This window comes from Ramlibacter tataouinensis (genome assembly GCF_027941915.1).
Lineage (GTDB): Bacteria > Pseudomonadota > Gammaproteobacteria > Burkholderiales > Burkholderiaceae_C > Ramlibacter > Ramlibacter tataouinensis_C.
The window spans coordinates 2,788,384-2,803,460 of sequence record NZ_CP116009.1; the positions used below are offsets into that span (position 1 = coordinate 2,788,384).

Below are 15,077 nucleotides of genomic sequence, written 5' to 3' on the forward strand. Positions count from 1 at the left end.
GCGGGTGGTTGGTCCGCCGGCGAAAGCCCTTAAATTGGTTCCATGGCTGCCATGCATGAACCGGCCATCGTCCCGATCCGCTCGCTCGGGCCGCGCCACCGCGAACGCATCGCCGTGCACCTGCTGGCGCTGGATGCCAACGACCGCTACCTGCGGTTCGGCTACGCAGCGACCGACGAGCAGGTGCGCCACTACGTCGAGCAGCTCGATTTCGAGCACGACGAGATCTTCGGCATCTACAACCGCAAGCTCGAGCTGATCGCGATGGCGCACCTGGCGTTCTCGCGCGACCCCGAGGCCAGCCGCTGCGCCGAGTTCGGCGTCTCGGTGCTGGCCAAGGGCCGCGGCCGCGGCCTCGGCCGGCGCCTGTTCGATCGCGCCGCGATCCACGCCCGCAACGAAGGGGTGGACATGCTGTTCATCCATGCGCTCAGCGAAAACAAGGCCATGCTCAAGATCGCGAAGAACGCCGGCGCCCGGCTGGAGCGTTTCGGCAGCGAGACGGAAGCCCACCTGCGCTTGCCTCCCGCGACGCTCGAGACCCGCGTGAGTGCGCTGGTCGATGAGCAGCTGGCCCAGACCGACTACCGCCTCAAGCAGCAGGCACGCAGCTTCTGGACGTTCCTGGCCGGGCTGCAGGAAACCCGGCAGGGCGTGCGCCGGGGCCGGCACAAGTCCGGCAGCTGAGCGGGCGCGTATGGCCGCCGCCGGGCGCGGTGAAAAACGATTGCGCTATCCTATTCGTCCCCCAACTACCGCACGTCCTGCATCCCAAGGCTGTGTCCGACCCCCACCCTGCGCGATCCCCGGACAGGGAAGATCGCCGCACGTTCCTGCAGAAGGTCGCCGAGTTCATCCACCCGGGCCCCGACTCCCGCGATGAACTGATTTCCACCCTCGCCGACGCCGAAGACAACCAGGTCATCGACGCCGAGTCCCGCGTGATGCTCGAAGGCGTGATCCGCATGGCGGACCTCACGGCCGGCGACGTCATGGTGGCGGCGCCGAGGATGGACCTGATCGACATCGACTCGCGCTACGACGAGATCCTGCACCTGGTGATCGGCACTGCCCACTCGCGCTTTCCGGTGTTCGAGGGCGATCGCGAGAACATCATCGGCATCCTGCTGGCCAAGGACCTGCTCAAGCTGCAGCGGGCGCCGGAGCTGAACGTGCGCGCGCTGCTGCGCCCGGCCGTGTTCGTGCCCGAGAGCAAGGGGCTCAACGACCTGCTGCGCGAGTTCCGCGGCAACCGCAACCACCTGGCGGTGGTGGTCGACGAGTTCGGCCGCATTGCCGGGCTGATCACCATCGAGGACGTGCTCGAGCAGATCGTCGGCGAGATCGAGGACGAGTTCGACATCGGCGAGGAGGGCGGCGACATCTTCGCGCTGGCCGACCGCACCTGGCGCGTCAGCGGCGACACCGACATCGACCGGGTAGGCGAGGCTTTCGGCGTCACGCTGGCGCCGAGCGACGAGGAAGAGGAAGGCCGCTTCGAGACCATCGGCGGCCTGATCGCGCACGAGATGGGCCACGTGCCGCGCCGCGGCGAGAGCCACCGTATCGGCGGGCTCGATTTCGTCGTGCTGCACACCAAGGGCGGCGCCGTGCGCTGGTTCAAGGTGTCGCCGGCCGCCGCGGACGATCGCGCCGGGTGACACGCGCGGCCGCGCCCATGGTCGTGGGCGGGCTGGCGCCGCTCGCCGGACTGGCGCAGGCGTTCTCCATTGCCTGGCCCGCCACCGGCCAGCCCCTGTGGTGGCTGCAGCTCGCCTCGCTGGCGCTGTTCTGCGCGGCGCTGAATGCAACCGCCACGGTCCGGCAAGCTTTCTTCGCAGGCTGGCTGTTCGCCGTGGCCTGGCTGGCCGGCACCTTCTGGTGGCTGTTCATCTCCATGCACACCTACGGCGGGCTGGCGGCGCCGCTCGCGGCGCTCGCCGTGCTGGCGCTGGCCGCGTTCCTGGGGGCCTACTACGCCACCGCGGCCGCGGTGTTCCGCTGGTTGGCGCCGCGCGGCCTGATGGCTGGGGCGGCCGCCTTCGCGGCGCTGTGGCTGCTGGCGGAGCTGCTGCGCGCCGAGTGGTTCACCGGCTTTCCCTGGGGCGCCGGCGGCTATGCCCACGTCGACGGCCCCCTGGCCTTCCTGGCGCCCTGGACCGGCGCGTACGGCATCGGCCTGATCGCCGCTGCCGCGGCTTTCGCCCTGTCCCGGCTGCACGAAATGCGCCGCTCGCGCGGCTATTGGGCCGGCCTCGTCGGCGCGGCCTTGCTGCTGGCGGCCTGCGCCCAGGTGGATGCGCGGCATGGAGATGCCGCTGGCGAGCCCCTGTCGGTCACGCTGCTGCAAGGGAACATCCCGCAGGACGAGAAGTTCGAGTCCGGCAGCGGGGTGCCGCTGGCGCTGGACTGGTACGGCCAGCAGTTGCAGGCCAGCCGCTCCAGCCTGACGGTGGCGCCGGAAACGGCCATTCCGCTGCTGCCGCAGCAGCTGCCCGAAGGCTACCTGCAGGCCCTCGCCGCGCGCTTCGGCCAGGGCGGCCAGGCGGCGCTGGTCGGCATCCCGCTGGGCAGCTTCGAGCAGGGCTACACCAATTCGGTGGTGGGCCTCAAGCCCGGCGCCGACGCCTATCGCTACGACAAGCACCACCTGGTGCCCTTCGGCGAGTTCATCCCGCCGCTGTTCCGCTGGTTCACCGACCTGATGAACATCCCGCTGGGCGATTTCAACCGCGGCGCCGTCGGCCAGCCCTCGTTCGAATGGCAGGGCCAGCGCCTGGCGCCCAACGTCTGCTACGAGGACCTGTTCGGCGACGAACTGGCGGCGCGTTTCGCCGATCCGGCGCGCGCGCCGACGGTGTTCGTCAACGTGAGCAACATCGGCTGGTTCGGCAACACCATCGCGATCGACCAGCACCTGCACATCAGCCGCATGCGCGCCCTCGAATTCGCGCGGCCGGTGATCCGCGCCACCAACACCGGCGCCACCGCCATCATCGACCACCGCGGCCGCGTGACGCATGCGCTGGAGCGTTTCAGCCGGGGCGTGCTCACCGGCGAGGTGCAGGGGCGCGAGGGGGTGACGCCCTACGCGCAGTGGGCCGCGCGCCTGGGCCTGTGGCCGTTGTGGCTCCTCGGCCTTGCTCCTGCTTTCGCAGCGATGGTGCGGCTTCGCAGGAGAGCGGCCACTTAAAATCGGGCCAAATGCTCACCTTCCAGCAAATCATCCTCAAGCTGCAGGCCTACTGGGATGCCCAGGGTTGCGCGCTGCTGCAGCCGTACGACATGGAGGTGGGCGCCGGCACCTCGCACACCGCCACCTTCCTGCGCGCCATCGGTCCCGAGCCCTGGAAAGCTGCCTACGTGCAGCCCAGTCGCCGGCCCAAGGACGGCCGCTACGGCGAGAACCCCAACCGGCTGCAGCACTACTACCAGTACCAGGTGGTGCTCAAGCCGGCGCCGGCCGACATCCTGGAGCTGTACCTGGGCTCGCTGCAGGCGCTCGGCTTCGACCTGAAGAAGAACGACATCCGCTTCGTCGAGGACGACTGGGAGAACCCGACGCTGGGCGCCTGGGGCCTGGGCTGGGAGGTCTGGCTCAATGGCATGGAGGTGACGCAGTTCACCTACTTCCAGCAGGTCGGCGGCATCGACTGCAAGCCGGCCACCGGCGAGATCACCTACGGCCTGGAGCGCCTGGCCATGTACCTGCAGGGCGTGGACAACGTCTACGACCTGACCTGGACCGAGGGGCTGACGTACGGCGACGTCTACCTGCAGAACGAGCGCGAGCAGTCGGCCTACAACTTCGAGCACAGCGACGCGGAGTTCCTGTTCACCGCCTTCGGCGCCCACGAGAAGCAGGCGCAGCACCTGATGCAGCAGCAGCTGGCGCTGCCGGCCTACGAGCAGGTGCTCAAGGCCGCGCATTCGTTCAACCTGCTGGACGCGCGCGGGGCGATCAGCGTCACCGAGCGCGCCGCCTACATCGGCCGCATCCGCAACCTGGCGCGCAGCGTGGCCCAGAGCTACCTGCTCAGCCGCCAGCGACTGGGATTCCCGATGGCACCGAAGGCCTGGGCCGAGGCTGCCACCGCCAAGATGGTGGCCGACAAGCTGGTGGAGGCTGCGTGATGGCCACCGACAACCTGCTGGTCGAACTGCTGGTCGAGGAACTGCCGCCCAAGGCCCTGAAGAAGCTGGGCGAGGCGTTCGGCGCCACGCTGCTGGAGCAACTGAGGGCGCAGGGCCTGGCCGGCGAAGGCTCGGTGCTCACGCCCTATGCCTCGCCGCGCCGGCTGGCCGCGCACGTCACCCGGGTGGCGGACCGCGCCGCCGACAAGGCGGTGTCGCAGAAGCTGATGCCGGTCAGCGTCGGCTTGGATGCGCAGGGCCAGCCGACGCCGGCGCTGCTGAAGAAGCTGCAGGCGCTGGGGGCAGACGCCTCCGCCGTGGCAGGCCTCAAGCGCGTGATGGACGGCAAGGCCGAAGCCCTGTTCCATGAAAGCACGGCCCGCGGCGCGACGCTGGCCGAGGGTCTGCAAAAGGCCCTGGCCGAAGCGATCGCGCGCCTGCCGATTCCCAAGGTCATGACCTACCAGCTGGCCGACGGCTGGACCGACGTGAAGTTCGTGCGCCCGGCCCATGCGCTGGTGGCGCTGCACGGCAGCCAGGTAATCCCGGTCCAGGCGCTGGGCCTGCAGGCTGGCCGCGTGACCGAAGGCCATCGCTTCGAGTCGGCCGGCGCCGTTTCGGTGCCGGATGCGGACAGCTACGCCCGCGTGCTGCTGGAGCAGGGCGCGGTGATCGCCGGCTTCGAGGAGCGCCGCGCCGAGATCGCGCGCCAGCTCGCCGCCGTCGCCGCCCAGGTGGGCGAGGGCGCCCGCCCGATCGAGGACGACGCGCTGCTCGACGAAGTGACGGCGCTGGTCGAGCGCCCCAACGTGCTGGCCTGCGCCTTCGAGCGCGAGTTCCTGCAGGTGCCGCAGGAGTGCCTGATTCTCACGATGAAGGCCAACCAGAAGTACTTCCCGCTGCTGGACGCCCAGGGCCGGCTCACCCACCGCTTCCTGGTGGTGAGCAACATCCGCCCCGAGGACCCCGGCGCGGTGATCGGCGGCAACGAGCGCGTGGTGCGCCCGCGGCTGGCCGATGCCAAGTTCTTCTTCGACCAGGATCGCAAGAAGCCGCTCGAATCGCGGGTCGACGGCCTGGCCAAGGTCGTGTACCACAACAAGCTGGGCACCCAGGGCGAGCGCATCGAGCGCGTGCGCGCGCTGGCCAAGGTGATCGGCGCGCAGATGGGCAGCGACGAGCTGGCGGTGCACGCCGACAAGGCCGCGCGGCTGGCCAAGGCCGACCTGCTGACCGACATGGTGGGCGAGTTCCCCGAGCTGCAGGGCATCATGGGCCGCTACTACGCGCTGGCCGACGGCCTGCCGGCCGGGATGGCCGATGCGATCGAGGACCACTACAAGCCGCGCTTTGCCGGCGACAGCCTGCCGCGCGGCGACGTCGGCATCGCGGTGGCGCTGGCCGACAAGCTGGAGACCCTGGTCGGCCTGTTCTCGATCGGCCAGCTGCCCAGCGGCGACAAGGACCCGTTCGCGCTGCGCCGCCACGCGCTGGGCATCGTGCGCATACTGCTCGAGCGCGACCTGCCGCTGCAGATGGATCCGCTCATCGCCGAATCGCTGGCGCTGTTCCCGCAGGCGCCGGCCGGCACCGGCGCGCAACTGGCCGACTTCATCTACGACCGGCTGGCCGGCCTGCTGCGCGAGCAGGGCTACACGGCGCAGGAGGTCGATGCCGTGCTGTCGCTGCGGCCGCAGCGGCTGGGCGACGTGGTCAAGCGGCTGGCAGCGGTGCGCGCGTTCGCGGCCCTGCCCGAGGCGCCGGCGCTGGCCGCCGCCAACAAGCGCATCGGCAACATCCTGAAGAAGGCCGACGGTCCGGTGGATCCGCACGCCGCGGAAGGTCTGCTGCGCGAGGAGGCGGAGAAGGCGCTGTACGCCGCCATGCGCCAGACGGCGCCGGCGGCCCAGGCCCAGTTCGAGGCCGGCGACTACACCGCCTCGCTGCAGACGCTGGCGGCCTTGCGCGCCCCGGTCGATGCGTTCTTCGACGGCGTGATGGTCAACGCCGAGGAAACCGACCTGCGGCTGAACCGGCTGGGCCTGCTGGCGACGCTGCACCGGGCGATGAACCGCGTGGCCGACCTGTCGCGCCTGGCCGCCTGAGCCCGCAAGCCGCATGAAGCTCGTCATCCTCGACCGCGACGGCACCATCAATGCGGACAGCGACGAGTACATCAAGTCGCCGCAGGAGTGGGAGCCGCTGCCCGGCGCGCTGGAAGCGATCGCCCGCCTGAACCACGCCGGCTGGCACGTGGCGATCGCCTCCAACCAGTCGGGCCTGGGGCGCGGGCTGTTCGACGTGGCCACGCTCAACGCCATGAACGCCAAGATGCACAAGCTGCTGGCGGCCCATGGCGGCCGCGTCGATGCGATCTTCTATTGCCCGCACACGCCGGAGGACGGCTGCGGCTGCCGCAAGCCGCTGGCCGGCCTGTTCGAGCAGATCGGCGAGCGCTTCGGCGTCGAGCTCAAGGGCGTGCCGGCGGTCGGCGACAGCCTGCGCGACATGCAGGCGGCGGTGGCCGCCGGCTGCGAGCCGCACCTGGTGCTGACCGGCAAGGGCGCGCCCTATCGCGGCCAGCCCCTGCCGGACAGCTTCCCCGCCGACACCCGGGTGCACGAGGACCTGGCGGCGTTCGCCGAATACCTGGTGGGGCGGCCGGCGCCGCGCCCGCAGGCCTGATCCCATGGCGTTTGTTCGATCGGCGCTGCACGCGCTGTGGATGCTGGTGACGGTGGTGCCCTGGGCGCTGTGGATGGTGCTCGCCTCGATCTGGGCCAACGGCGAGCAGATGTACTGGAAGGCCGCGCGCTGGCTGCGCTGGCAGATCGGCGCGGCGCGCATCCTGTGCGGCATCGAGGTGCGCGTGACCGGCATGGAGCACCTGCCGGACGGCAAGACCAGCCCGGCGATCCTGCTGGTCAAGCACCAGTCCACGCTGGAGACCTTCCTGATGCCCACGCTGATGCCGCACCCGCTGGCCTACGTGTTCAAGCGCGAGCTGATCTACATCCCGTTCTTCGGCTGGGCGATCGGGCGCATGGACATGATCCACATCGACCGCCGCAAGCGCGCCCAGGCGTTCAACAGGGTGGTCGAACAGGGCAAGCGCCTGCTCGCGCAAGGCATCTGGATCATCATGTTCCCGGAAGGCACGCGCATCCCGCGCGGCCGGCAGGGCACCTACAAGACCGGCGGCACCCGGCTGGCGGTGGCCACCGGCGCGCCCGTGATCCCGATCGCGGTGAGCTCGGCCAAGGTCTGGCCGCGCAAGGCCTTCATCAAGCGACCCGGCCTGGTCGACGTCTCGATCGGCCGGCCGATTCCCAGCCAGGGGCGCGATCCCGACGAGCTGATGCGCCAGGTCGAGACCTGGATCGAAGCCGAGATGCGCCGGCTCGACCCCGAGGCCTACCGCTAGCGGCGCATCGCTGCCCGCAAGCGCGCTGCCTATACTGCCCGCCGTGCTGAAGTTCCTGCAGCTCACGCTCGATTTCCTCGATCCCGCGCCGGCGGCCTCCGCGCCTGCAAAGCCTGCCGTCCAACCGGCGCCGCTGCCCGAACCCGAGCCGGCCGCGCCGCCGGCCGAGCCGCTGGCGGCGGTGCTCGCCCCGGCCACCTTCCACCACCCGCGCGCCAACCGGCAGGCCACGCTGGGCGGCACCTTCGTGGCCTACGAGTTCCGCCGGCGGCGCCGCCGCAGCATCGGCTTTGTCGTCGGCGCCGAAGGCCTGACGGTCAGCGCGCCGAACTGGGTGCCGCTGCGCGAAGTCGATGCCGCGGTGCAGGAAAAATCCGGCTGGATCCTGGCCAAGCTGCAGGCCGCGCGCCAGCGCCAGGACAAGCTCGAATCGGCTCGCATCGAATGGAAGGACGGCGCCAGCTTCCCGTTCCTGGGCGAGCCGGTGATCGTGGTGCTGGACCCGCGCCGCGGCACCGGCGCCGTGCTGAACACCGACGCCCAGGCGCTGCCCGGCGTGCCGCGGCTGACGCTGCACGTCGGCCTGCCGCAGGACGCGGCGCCCGAGAAGATCCGCGACGTGGTGCAGGCCTGGCTGATGCGGCAGGCCCGGCGCCTGTTCACCGAGCGACTGGACCACTTCGCTCCGCTGCTGGCCGTGCAGTGGCGCAAGCTGGCGCTGAGCAACGCCGGCACGCGCTGGGGAACGGCCCACTCGGACGGCACCATCCGGTTGAACTGGCGGCTTGTGCATTTCCGCCTGCCGGTGATCGACTACGTGGTCGCGCACGAGCTGTCGCACCTGCGGGTGATGGACCACAGTCCGCGCTTCTGGGACACGGTCGCCACCGTGGTGCCGGACTACGCCCAGCTGCGCGGCCAGCTCAAGGACGAGGCGATACCGGGCTGGTGAACGGCGGGGCGAACGCCGCAGCCCTGCCGTCGCACCCGGCCGTCCGTCAGCCGGCGGCGAAGCGCCAGACGCCGTCGGCACCGCGCTCGCGCCGCAACCGGCCCTCGTACCAGAGCGCGTGCAGGTGGGCCACCGCTTCGCCCATGGCGAAGGTGGTCTGGTGCAGGTCGAGCTTGCGCTTGAACAGCACCGGCAGCATCTCGGCCGCCGTGCGCGGCCGCTCGGCGCAGGCCTGCAGCACATCGGCCAGCCGCTCGCGGTGGTGCTCATGCAACTGGTCGATGCGGCGGTGCAGGCCGGTGAAGGGCTTGCCGTGCGAGGGCAGCACCCGCGTGTCCTGCGGCAGCCGGCGCAGCCGCTCGATCGAAGACAGGAACAGCTGGAGCGGGTTGGACTCCGGCTCCACGTCGTAGACGCTGATGTTGGTGGAAATGCGCGGCAGCACCATGTCGCCGCTGATCAGCAGCTTCAGCTCCGGGCAGAACAGCGAGATGTGCTCGGGCGCGTGCCCGTAGCCGGCGATGCACTGCCAGTCGCGCCCGCCGATGCGGACCTGATCGCCGTCCTGCAGCCGCCGGAAGCTGCGCGGCACGTCCGGCACCATGCTCGGGTAGTAGCTGGCGCGCGCGCGGATCTTCTCGATCGATTCCGGGTCGCTGAGGCCATGCGAGGCGAAGAAATCGGCCGCGGCCGCGCCGCCGAAGCCGGTGGTGCTCTGCGAGGCGACCCGGGCGGCGTTGAAGTCGGTGGCGCTGATCCACAGCCGGCAGGTGTGCTCCGACGTGGTCCAGCGCTGGCACAGCCAGTGCGCCAGGCCGATGTGGTCGGGGTGCATGTGGGTGACCATCACGCGCAGCACCGGCAGGCCCTCCAGCGAGGAGGCGAACACCTCTTCCCACTGTGCCTTGGCTTCGTCGCGGGCGATGCAGCAGTCCACCACGGTCCAGCCGGCCTGCCCGTCCAGTTCGTCGCGCAGCAGCCAGAGGTTGATGTGGTCCAGGGCGAACGGCAACGCCATGCGGACCCAGCGCACACCCGGCGCGATCTCCAGCGTGCGCCCGGGCGCGGGCAGGGTGTCGCCCAGGGGGTAGTTCAGCTCGGCTTCTTGGAGATTCATGGAAAGGGGTCCTGCGGTACGGCGGAATTGACGTTGACGTAAACGTCAGATGTAATCGGCCATTCTAGGGACCCCGGCCGCGGGCCCCTGTCTCCCGCCGAACAGCCCTTCGAATGGCCACCACCTACACCATCAGCGACCTGGCGCGCGAGTTCGACCTCACCACCCGGGCGATGCGCTTCTACGAGGACATGGGGCTGCTGCAGCCCGAGCGCTCGGGGCCGGGCGGGCGCAACCGCGTCTACAGCGCGCGCGACCGCACCCGGCTGAAGCTGACGCTGCGCGCCAAGCGACTGGGTCTGTCGCTGTCGGAAGCGCGCGAGCTGATCGACATGTACGACAGCCCGCGCGACACCGGCCCGCAACTGCGCAAGTTCCTCGCCATCCTGGCCCAGCACCGCAAGCAGCTGGAAGAGCAGCTGGCCGACCTGCAGGCCAACCTGGACGAGGTCAAGGAGCACGAGCGGGAGGCCAAGGCCCTGCTGGGGCGCATCGGCAAAGAGGCGCCGCGGGCCCGGCAGGCATAATTGACGTTTACGTAAACGTCAACTCTTGCCCATGGCCAAACCCGATTTCAAGGCGCCGGATCCCGACTTCGAGGCCCGGGTTCGGGCCAGCTTCGCGCGCCAGAGTGCGATGGAGACGATCGGCGCCCGCATGGTGCGCGCCGAGGCGGGCGAGGTCGAGATCCAGCTGCCGTGGGCGCCGCACGTGACCCAGCAGCACGGCTTCCTGCACGGCGGCATCGTCGGCGCCGCCCTCGACTCGGCCTGCGGCTATGCCGCGTCCACGCTGATGCCGGCCGACGTGGGCGTGCTGAGCATCGAATACAAGGTCAACTTCGTGGCGCCTGCCCGCGGCCAGCGCTTCCGCATGGTCGGCACGGTGATCAAGCCCGGGCGCACGATCAGCGTGGTCGAAGGCCGCGCCTATGCGATCGACGAAGGGCGCGAGAAGCTGGTCGCCACCATGAGTGCCACGATGATGGCGATCAGCGGCCGCGAGGACATCAAGCACTAATGGATCATCCCGAAGCGGCCTTCGGCCGCTCCCCTCAAAGGGGCGCCACCAGCGGCCCGGCAGAGCCGGTTCCGCGGTGGCACGCGACCCGACCGCGCGCAGGCCGAGAACCTCGAAGGGCACGGGAATTTCGAGCAACAGGAGACTGAAATGAATCTGCCAGGGCTGAACTTCCAGTTGGGCGAAGACATCGACGCGCTGCGCGAGGCGGTGCGCGCCTTCGCCGATGCCGAGATCGCACCGCGCGCGGCCGAGATCGACCGCAGCGACCAGTTCCCGATGGACCTGTGGCGCAAGATGGGCGAGCTGGGCGTGCTGGGGATCACCGTGCCCGAGGCCTACGGCGGCGCCAACATGGGCTACCTGGCGCACATGGTGGCGATGGAGGAGATCTCGCGCGCCTCCGCCTCGGTCGGCCTGTCCTACGGCGCCCACAGCAACCTGTGCGTCAACCAGATCAAGCGCAACGGCAGCGAGGCGCAGAAGAGCAAGTACCTGCCCAAGCTGATCTCCGGCGAGCACGTCGGGGCGCTGGCGATGAGCGAGCCCGGTGCCGGCAGCGACGTGATCTCCATGAAGCTCAAGGCCGAGGACAAGGGCGGCTACTACCTCCTGAACGGCAGCAAGTTCTGGATCACCAACGGCCCGGATGCCGACACGCTGGTGGTCTATGCCAAGACCGAACCCGAGCTGGGCGCGCGCGGCGTCACCGCCTTCCTGATCGAGAAGGGAATGAAGGGCTTCTCCATCGCCCAGAAGCTCGACAAGCTGGGCATGCGCGGCAGCCACACCGGCGAGCTGGTGTTCCAGGACGTGGAAGTGCCGGCCGAGAACGTGCTGGGGTCGCTCAACGGCGGCGCCAAGGTGCTGATGTCCGGCCTCGACTACGAGCGTGCCGTGCTGGCGGCCGGCCCGATCGGGATCATGCAGGCCGTGCTCGACAACGTGGTGCCCTACATCCACGACCGCAAGCAGTTCGGCCAGAGCATCGGCGAGTTCCAGCTCATCCAGGGCAAGGTCGCCGACATGTACACCGTGCTGCAGGCGGCGCGCGCCTTCTGCTACACGGTCGGCAAGAACCTGGACATGCTGGGCGCCGAGCACGTGCGCCAGGTGCGCAAGGACTGCGCCTCGGTCATCCTGTGGTGCGCCGAGAAGGCCACCTGGATGGCAGGCGAGGGCATCCAGATCTTCGGCGGCAACGGCTACATCAACGAGTACCCACTCGGTCGCCTGTGGCGCGACGCCAAGCTCTACGAGATCGGCGCCGGCACCAGCGAGATCCGGCGCATGCTGATCGGGCGGGAGCTGTTCGCGGAGACGATGTAGCGCGCGGCGCTGCCTCGGCTCGGAGGCCGGGGCCGCGAGCAAGGCCCCGGGTCCTCGCCATACGCAGAACTCCCTAGCCAGTAGCTTTCAATCCCCCAGCCACTCGAAAATACCCCGATGCCCGATATCAAGGACCTGTTCGCCCACAACCGCGCCTGGGCCGCGCAGATGGAGCGCGAGCGCCCCGGCTTCTTCACCGGCCTGCAGCAGCAGCAGCGGCCCCAGTACATGTGGATCGGCTGCAGCGACAGCCGGGTGCCGGCCAACCAGATCACCGGGCTCGAGCCGGGCGAGGTGTTCGTGCACCGCAACGTCGCCAACGTGGTGGTGCACTCGGACCTCAACGCGCTGTCGGCCATCCAGTTCGCGGTGGAGATGCTCAAGGTGCGCCACATCATGGTGGTCGGCCACTACGGCTGCGGCGGCGTGCAGGCAGCGCTCGAAGACATCCGCGTCGGCCTGGCCGACAACTGGATCCGCCACATCCAGAACGTGCGCGACCGGCACCGCGGCATCCTGGAGAACACGGCGCCCGAGCGGCGCGTCGACACGCTGGTCGAGCTCAATGTGATCGAGCAGGTGGTCAACGTCTGCGTCAGCACGGTGCTGATCGATGCCTGGGCCAAGGGCCAGCCGGTCGCGGTGCACGGCTGGGCCTACGGCATCAACGACGGGCTGCTGCAGGACCTGCGCATGGACGTGGCCGGCCCCGACGAACTGGAGCCGCAGTACCGGGCCGCGCTGCGCGCGGTGGTCGACGCGCAGCGCTGAAGCGCACGGGCAGCCACGCGAACAGGGTCCCATGTTTCCGCAGCGGCTGGACTCCACCCTTGCCTATGACATCGCCAAGGCGATGCTCGACGGCTTCAACCGCCACTACCGGCTGTTCCGGCTGGAGTCGCAGCGCGCCAAGCACCGCTTCGAGACCGCCGACTGGCACGGCCAGCAGCGGGCCCAGCGCGAGCGCATCGAGTTCTACGACCTGCGGGTCAAGGAAGCGGTCGCGCGGCTGGAAAAGGAGTTCAGGGCCGGCGAGCAGCCGATGGAGGTCTGGCACCAGGCCAAGCTGCACTACATCGGCCTGCTGATCGACCACCACCAGCCCGAGTGCGCCGAGACCTTCTTCAACTCGGTCACCACCAAGATCCTGCACCGGACCTACTTCCAGAACGACTTCATCTTCGTGCGGCCGGCCGTCTCCACCGAGTACATCGAGAACGACGAGCCGGCCGCCACGCCCACCTATCGCGCCTACTACCCGAGCCGCGACACGCTGCACGAGAACATCGTGCGCATCATCACCAACTTCCAGCTGCGCCGCCCGTTCGACGACCTCGAGCGCGATGCACGCCAGGTGCTGGAGGCGATGAGCTCGCGGCTGGCGCACGTGAAGCTGCGCGCCAACTTCCAGATCCAGGTGCTGTCGTCGCTGTTCTTCCGCAACAAGGGCGCCTACGTGGTGGGCAAGCTGATCAACGGCTTCAACGAGGTGCCGTTCGCGCTGCCCATCCTGCACGATGAGAACGGCAAGCTGGTGATCGACGCCTGCCTGTTCGGCGAGGACGAGCTGCTGATGCTGTTCTCGTTCGCCCGCGCCTACTTCATGGTCGACATGGAAATCCCGGCCGCGTACGTGCAGTTCCTGCGCTCGCTGATGCCGCGCAAGCCGCGCTCGGAGCTGTACAACGCGCTCGGACTGGCCAAGCAGGGCAAGAACCTGTTCTACCGGGACTTCCTGTTCCACCTGAAGCACTCGAGCGACAAGTTCCGCATCGCGCCGGGCATCAAGGGCATGGTGATGCTGGTGTTCGACCTGCCGTCGTTCCCCTACGTCTTCAAGCTGATCAAGGACTACTACCCGCCGCAGAAGGACACCACGCGCGAGCAGATCAAGGGCAAGTACCTGCTGGTCAAGCAGCACGACAGGGTCGGCCGGATGGCCGACACCTGGGAGTACAGCGAGGTGGCGTTCGACCGCGACCGCTTCGAGGAAGGCCTGCTGGAGGAGATCCGCCGCTTCGCGCCCAGCCAGCTCGAGATCGGCGACCGCGACCGCGACGGCCACGAGGAGGTGGTGATCAAGCACCTCTACATCGAGCGGCGCATGATCCCGCTGAACATCTACCTGCAGGAAGCGCTGGACGCCGGCGCGCACGAGCAGGTGGAGCGCGCCGTCATCGAGTACGGCAACGCGATCAAGGACCTGGTGGCCGCCAACATCTTCCCGGGCGACATGCTGTGGAAGAACTTCGGCGTGACCCGCAACGGCAAGGTCGTGTTCTACGACTACGACGAGATCGAGTACGTCACCGACTGTCGGTTCCGCGAGGTGCCGGCGGCGCGCAACGAGGAGCAGGAGCTGTCCGGCGAGGTCTGGTACCCGGTCGGGCCGCGCGACGTCTTTCCCGAGACCTTCGGCCCCTTCCTGCTGGGCAATCCGGCCGTGCGCGAGGTCTTCATGCGCCACCACGGCGACCTGCTGGACGCGCGCTTCTGGCAGGCCCACCAGCAGCGCATCCGCGCGGGCCACGTGCACGACGTCTTCCCCTATGAACAGGACAAGCGGTTCGAGCACGTCGCCGCTGCCACGGTGGCATGAGCATGCGGGACGCCTGGGAACTGGCGAGCTATGTCGTGACCGCGCTCGGCCTGCCCTTCGCCATCCTGTTCTTCGCCTGGGAGCAGCGCAAGGAACGCGACAACGAGGAAGAGCACCAGTACCAGCTGCTCTCGGATGCCTACAACGACTTCCTGCAGGTGGTGCTGCAGCACCCCGACCTGAGGCTGCGCAGCAACGAGCGGCTGGATAACCCCACGCCCGAGCAGCGCGAGCGCATGCTGGTGATCTTCGATATGCTGATCTCGCTCTTCGAGCGAGCCTACCTCGTGGCCTACAAGCCCCGCATGGGCGAGGACGAGCGCCGCCGCTGGAACAGCTGGGACGACTACATGCGCGAGTGGTGCCGGCGCGAGGACTTCCACAACACCCTGCCGCTGCTGCTGAGCGGCGAAGACCCCGAATTCCAGAGTTACCTGCGGCGCATCGCCTCCGAGGAGCGTGGCGCCATCCTCACGGCCACCTGATTTTTCGACAAGGAGTG

General features: G+C 69.2%; 15 protein-coding genes. 14 read left to right on the plus strand and 1 reads right to left on the minus strand.

The annotated features are described in order from the left end of the window. The first annotated feature begins 42 nt into the window (after window positions 1-42). From PE066_RS13225 to PE066_RS13260, 8 genes are all read left to right on the plus strand, one after another. The gene (locus PE066_RS13225; RefSeq protein ID WP_271232999.1) at window positions 43-687 is read left to right on the plus strand and encodes a GNAT family N-acetyltransferase; all 645 of its coding nucleotides are present in this window, start codon (window positions 43-45) and stop codon (window positions 685-687) included. 92 nt (window positions 688-779) lie between these two features. Further along, window positions 780-1,661, plus strand: coding sequence for an HlyC/CorC family transporter (locus PE066_RS13230; protein ID WP_271233000.1), 882 nt, complete (start codon window positions 780-782; stop codon window positions 1,659-1,661). A 17-nt stretch (window positions 1,662-1,678) separates the two neighbouring features. Further along, window positions 1,679-3,193 (plus strand): apolipoprotein N-acyltransferase, encoded by a 1,515-nt coding sequence (gene lnt / locus PE066_RS13235; protein WP_271236574.1) that lies wholly within the window; start codon window positions 1,679-1,681, stop codon window positions 3,191-3,193. 11 nt (window positions 3,194-3,204) lie between these two features. Continuing rightward, window positions 3,205-4,134, plus strand: coding sequence for a glycine--tRNA ligase subunit alpha (glyQ, locus tag PE066_RS13240; RefSeq protein ID WP_271233001.1), 930 nt, complete (start codon window positions 3,205-3,207; stop codon window positions 4,132-4,134). Further along, window positions 4,134-6,239 carry a glycine--tRNA ligase subunit beta gene (gene glyS, locus PE066_RS13245; protein ID WP_271233002.1) on the plus strand — a complete coding sequence of 702 codons (2,106 nt, stop codon included), beginning with the start codon at window positions 4,134-4,136 and terminating at the stop codon, window positions 6,237-6,239. The genes glyQ and glyS overlap by 1 nt, the downstream gene beginning before the upstream one ends. Window positions 6,240-6,252: 13 nt before the next feature. Further along, a complete protein-coding gene (gene gmhB / locus PE066_RS13250) occupies window positions 6,253-6,819 on the plus strand; it encodes a D-glycero-beta-D-manno-heptose 1,7-bisphosphate 7-phosphatase (RefSeq protein WP_271233003.1) in 567 nt (188 codons plus the stop codon). Window positions 6,820-6,823: 4 nt separating this feature from the next. Next, window positions 6,824-7,558 carry a lysophospholipid acyltransferase family protein gene (locus tag PE066_RS13255; protein WP_271233004.1) on the plus strand — a complete coding sequence of 245 codons (735 nt, stop codon included), beginning with the start codon at window positions 6,824-6,826 and terminating at the stop codon, window positions 7,556-7,558. Between the two features lie 43 nt (window positions 7,559-7,601). Continuing rightward, window positions 7,602-8,510, plus strand: a complete 909-nt coding sequence (locus PE066_RS13260) for a M48 family metallopeptidase (protein ID WP_271233005.1) — start codon at window positions 7,602-7,604, stop codon at window positions 8,508-8,510. Between the two features lie 46 nt (window positions 8,511-8,556). Here PE066_RS13260 and PE066_RS13265 read toward each other — a convergent pair whose 3' ends face one another. Continuing rightward, window positions 8,557-9,627 carry an MBL fold metallo-hydrolase gene (locus tag PE066_RS13265; protein WP_271233006.1) on the minus strand — a complete coding sequence of 357 codons (1,071 nt, stop codon included), beginning with the start codon at window positions 9,625-9,627 and terminating at the stop codon, window positions 8,557-8,559. Between the two features lie 113 nt (window positions 9,628-9,740). On the opposite strand from PE066_RS13265, the gene PE066_RS13270 reads away from it, so the two are divergent. The 6 genes from PE066_RS13270 (at window position 9,741) to PE066_RS13295 (ending at window position 15,060) form a co-directional block, all read left to right on the plus strand. Further along, entirely contained in the window at window positions 9,741-10,154 is a 414-nt protein-coding gene (locus tag PE066_RS13270) for a MerR family transcriptional regulator (RefSeq protein ID WP_271233007.1), read from the plus strand. Window positions 10,155-10,185: 31 nt separating this feature from the next. Next, window positions 10,186-10,647, plus strand: coding sequence for a PaaI family thioesterase (locus tag PE066_RS13275; protein ID WP_271233008.1), 462 nt, complete (start codon window positions 10,186-10,188; stop codon window positions 10,645-10,647). Between the two features lie 150 nt (window positions 10,648-10,797). Further along, window positions 10,798-11,976, plus strand: a complete 1,179-nt coding sequence (locus tag PE066_RS13280) for an isovaleryl-CoA dehydrogenase (RefSeq protein WP_271233009.1) — start codon at window positions 10,798-10,800, stop codon at window positions 11,974-11,976. 117 nt (window positions 11,977-12,093) lie between these two features. Further along, window positions 12,094-12,747, plus strand: a complete 654-nt coding sequence (gene can, locus PE066_RS13285; protein ID WP_271233010.1) for a carbonate dehydratase — start codon at window positions 12,094-12,096, stop codon at window positions 12,745-12,747. 31 nt (window positions 12,748-12,778) lie between these two features. After that, window positions 12,779-14,575 (plus strand): bifunctional isocitrate dehydrogenase kinase/phosphatase, encoded by a 1,797-nt coding sequence (gene aceK / locus PE066_RS13290; protein ID WP_271233011.1) that lies wholly within the window; start codon window positions 12,779-12,781, stop codon window positions 14,573-14,575. Further along, window positions 14,572-15,060 (plus strand): hypothetical protein, encoded by a 489-nt coding sequence (locus tag PE066_RS13295; RefSeq protein WP_271233012.1) that lies wholly within the window; start codon window positions 14,572-14,574, stop codon window positions 15,058-15,060. Before aceK ends, PE066_RS13295 begins: the two co-directional genes overlap by 4 nt. Window positions 15,061-15,077: the final 17 nt, after the last annotated feature.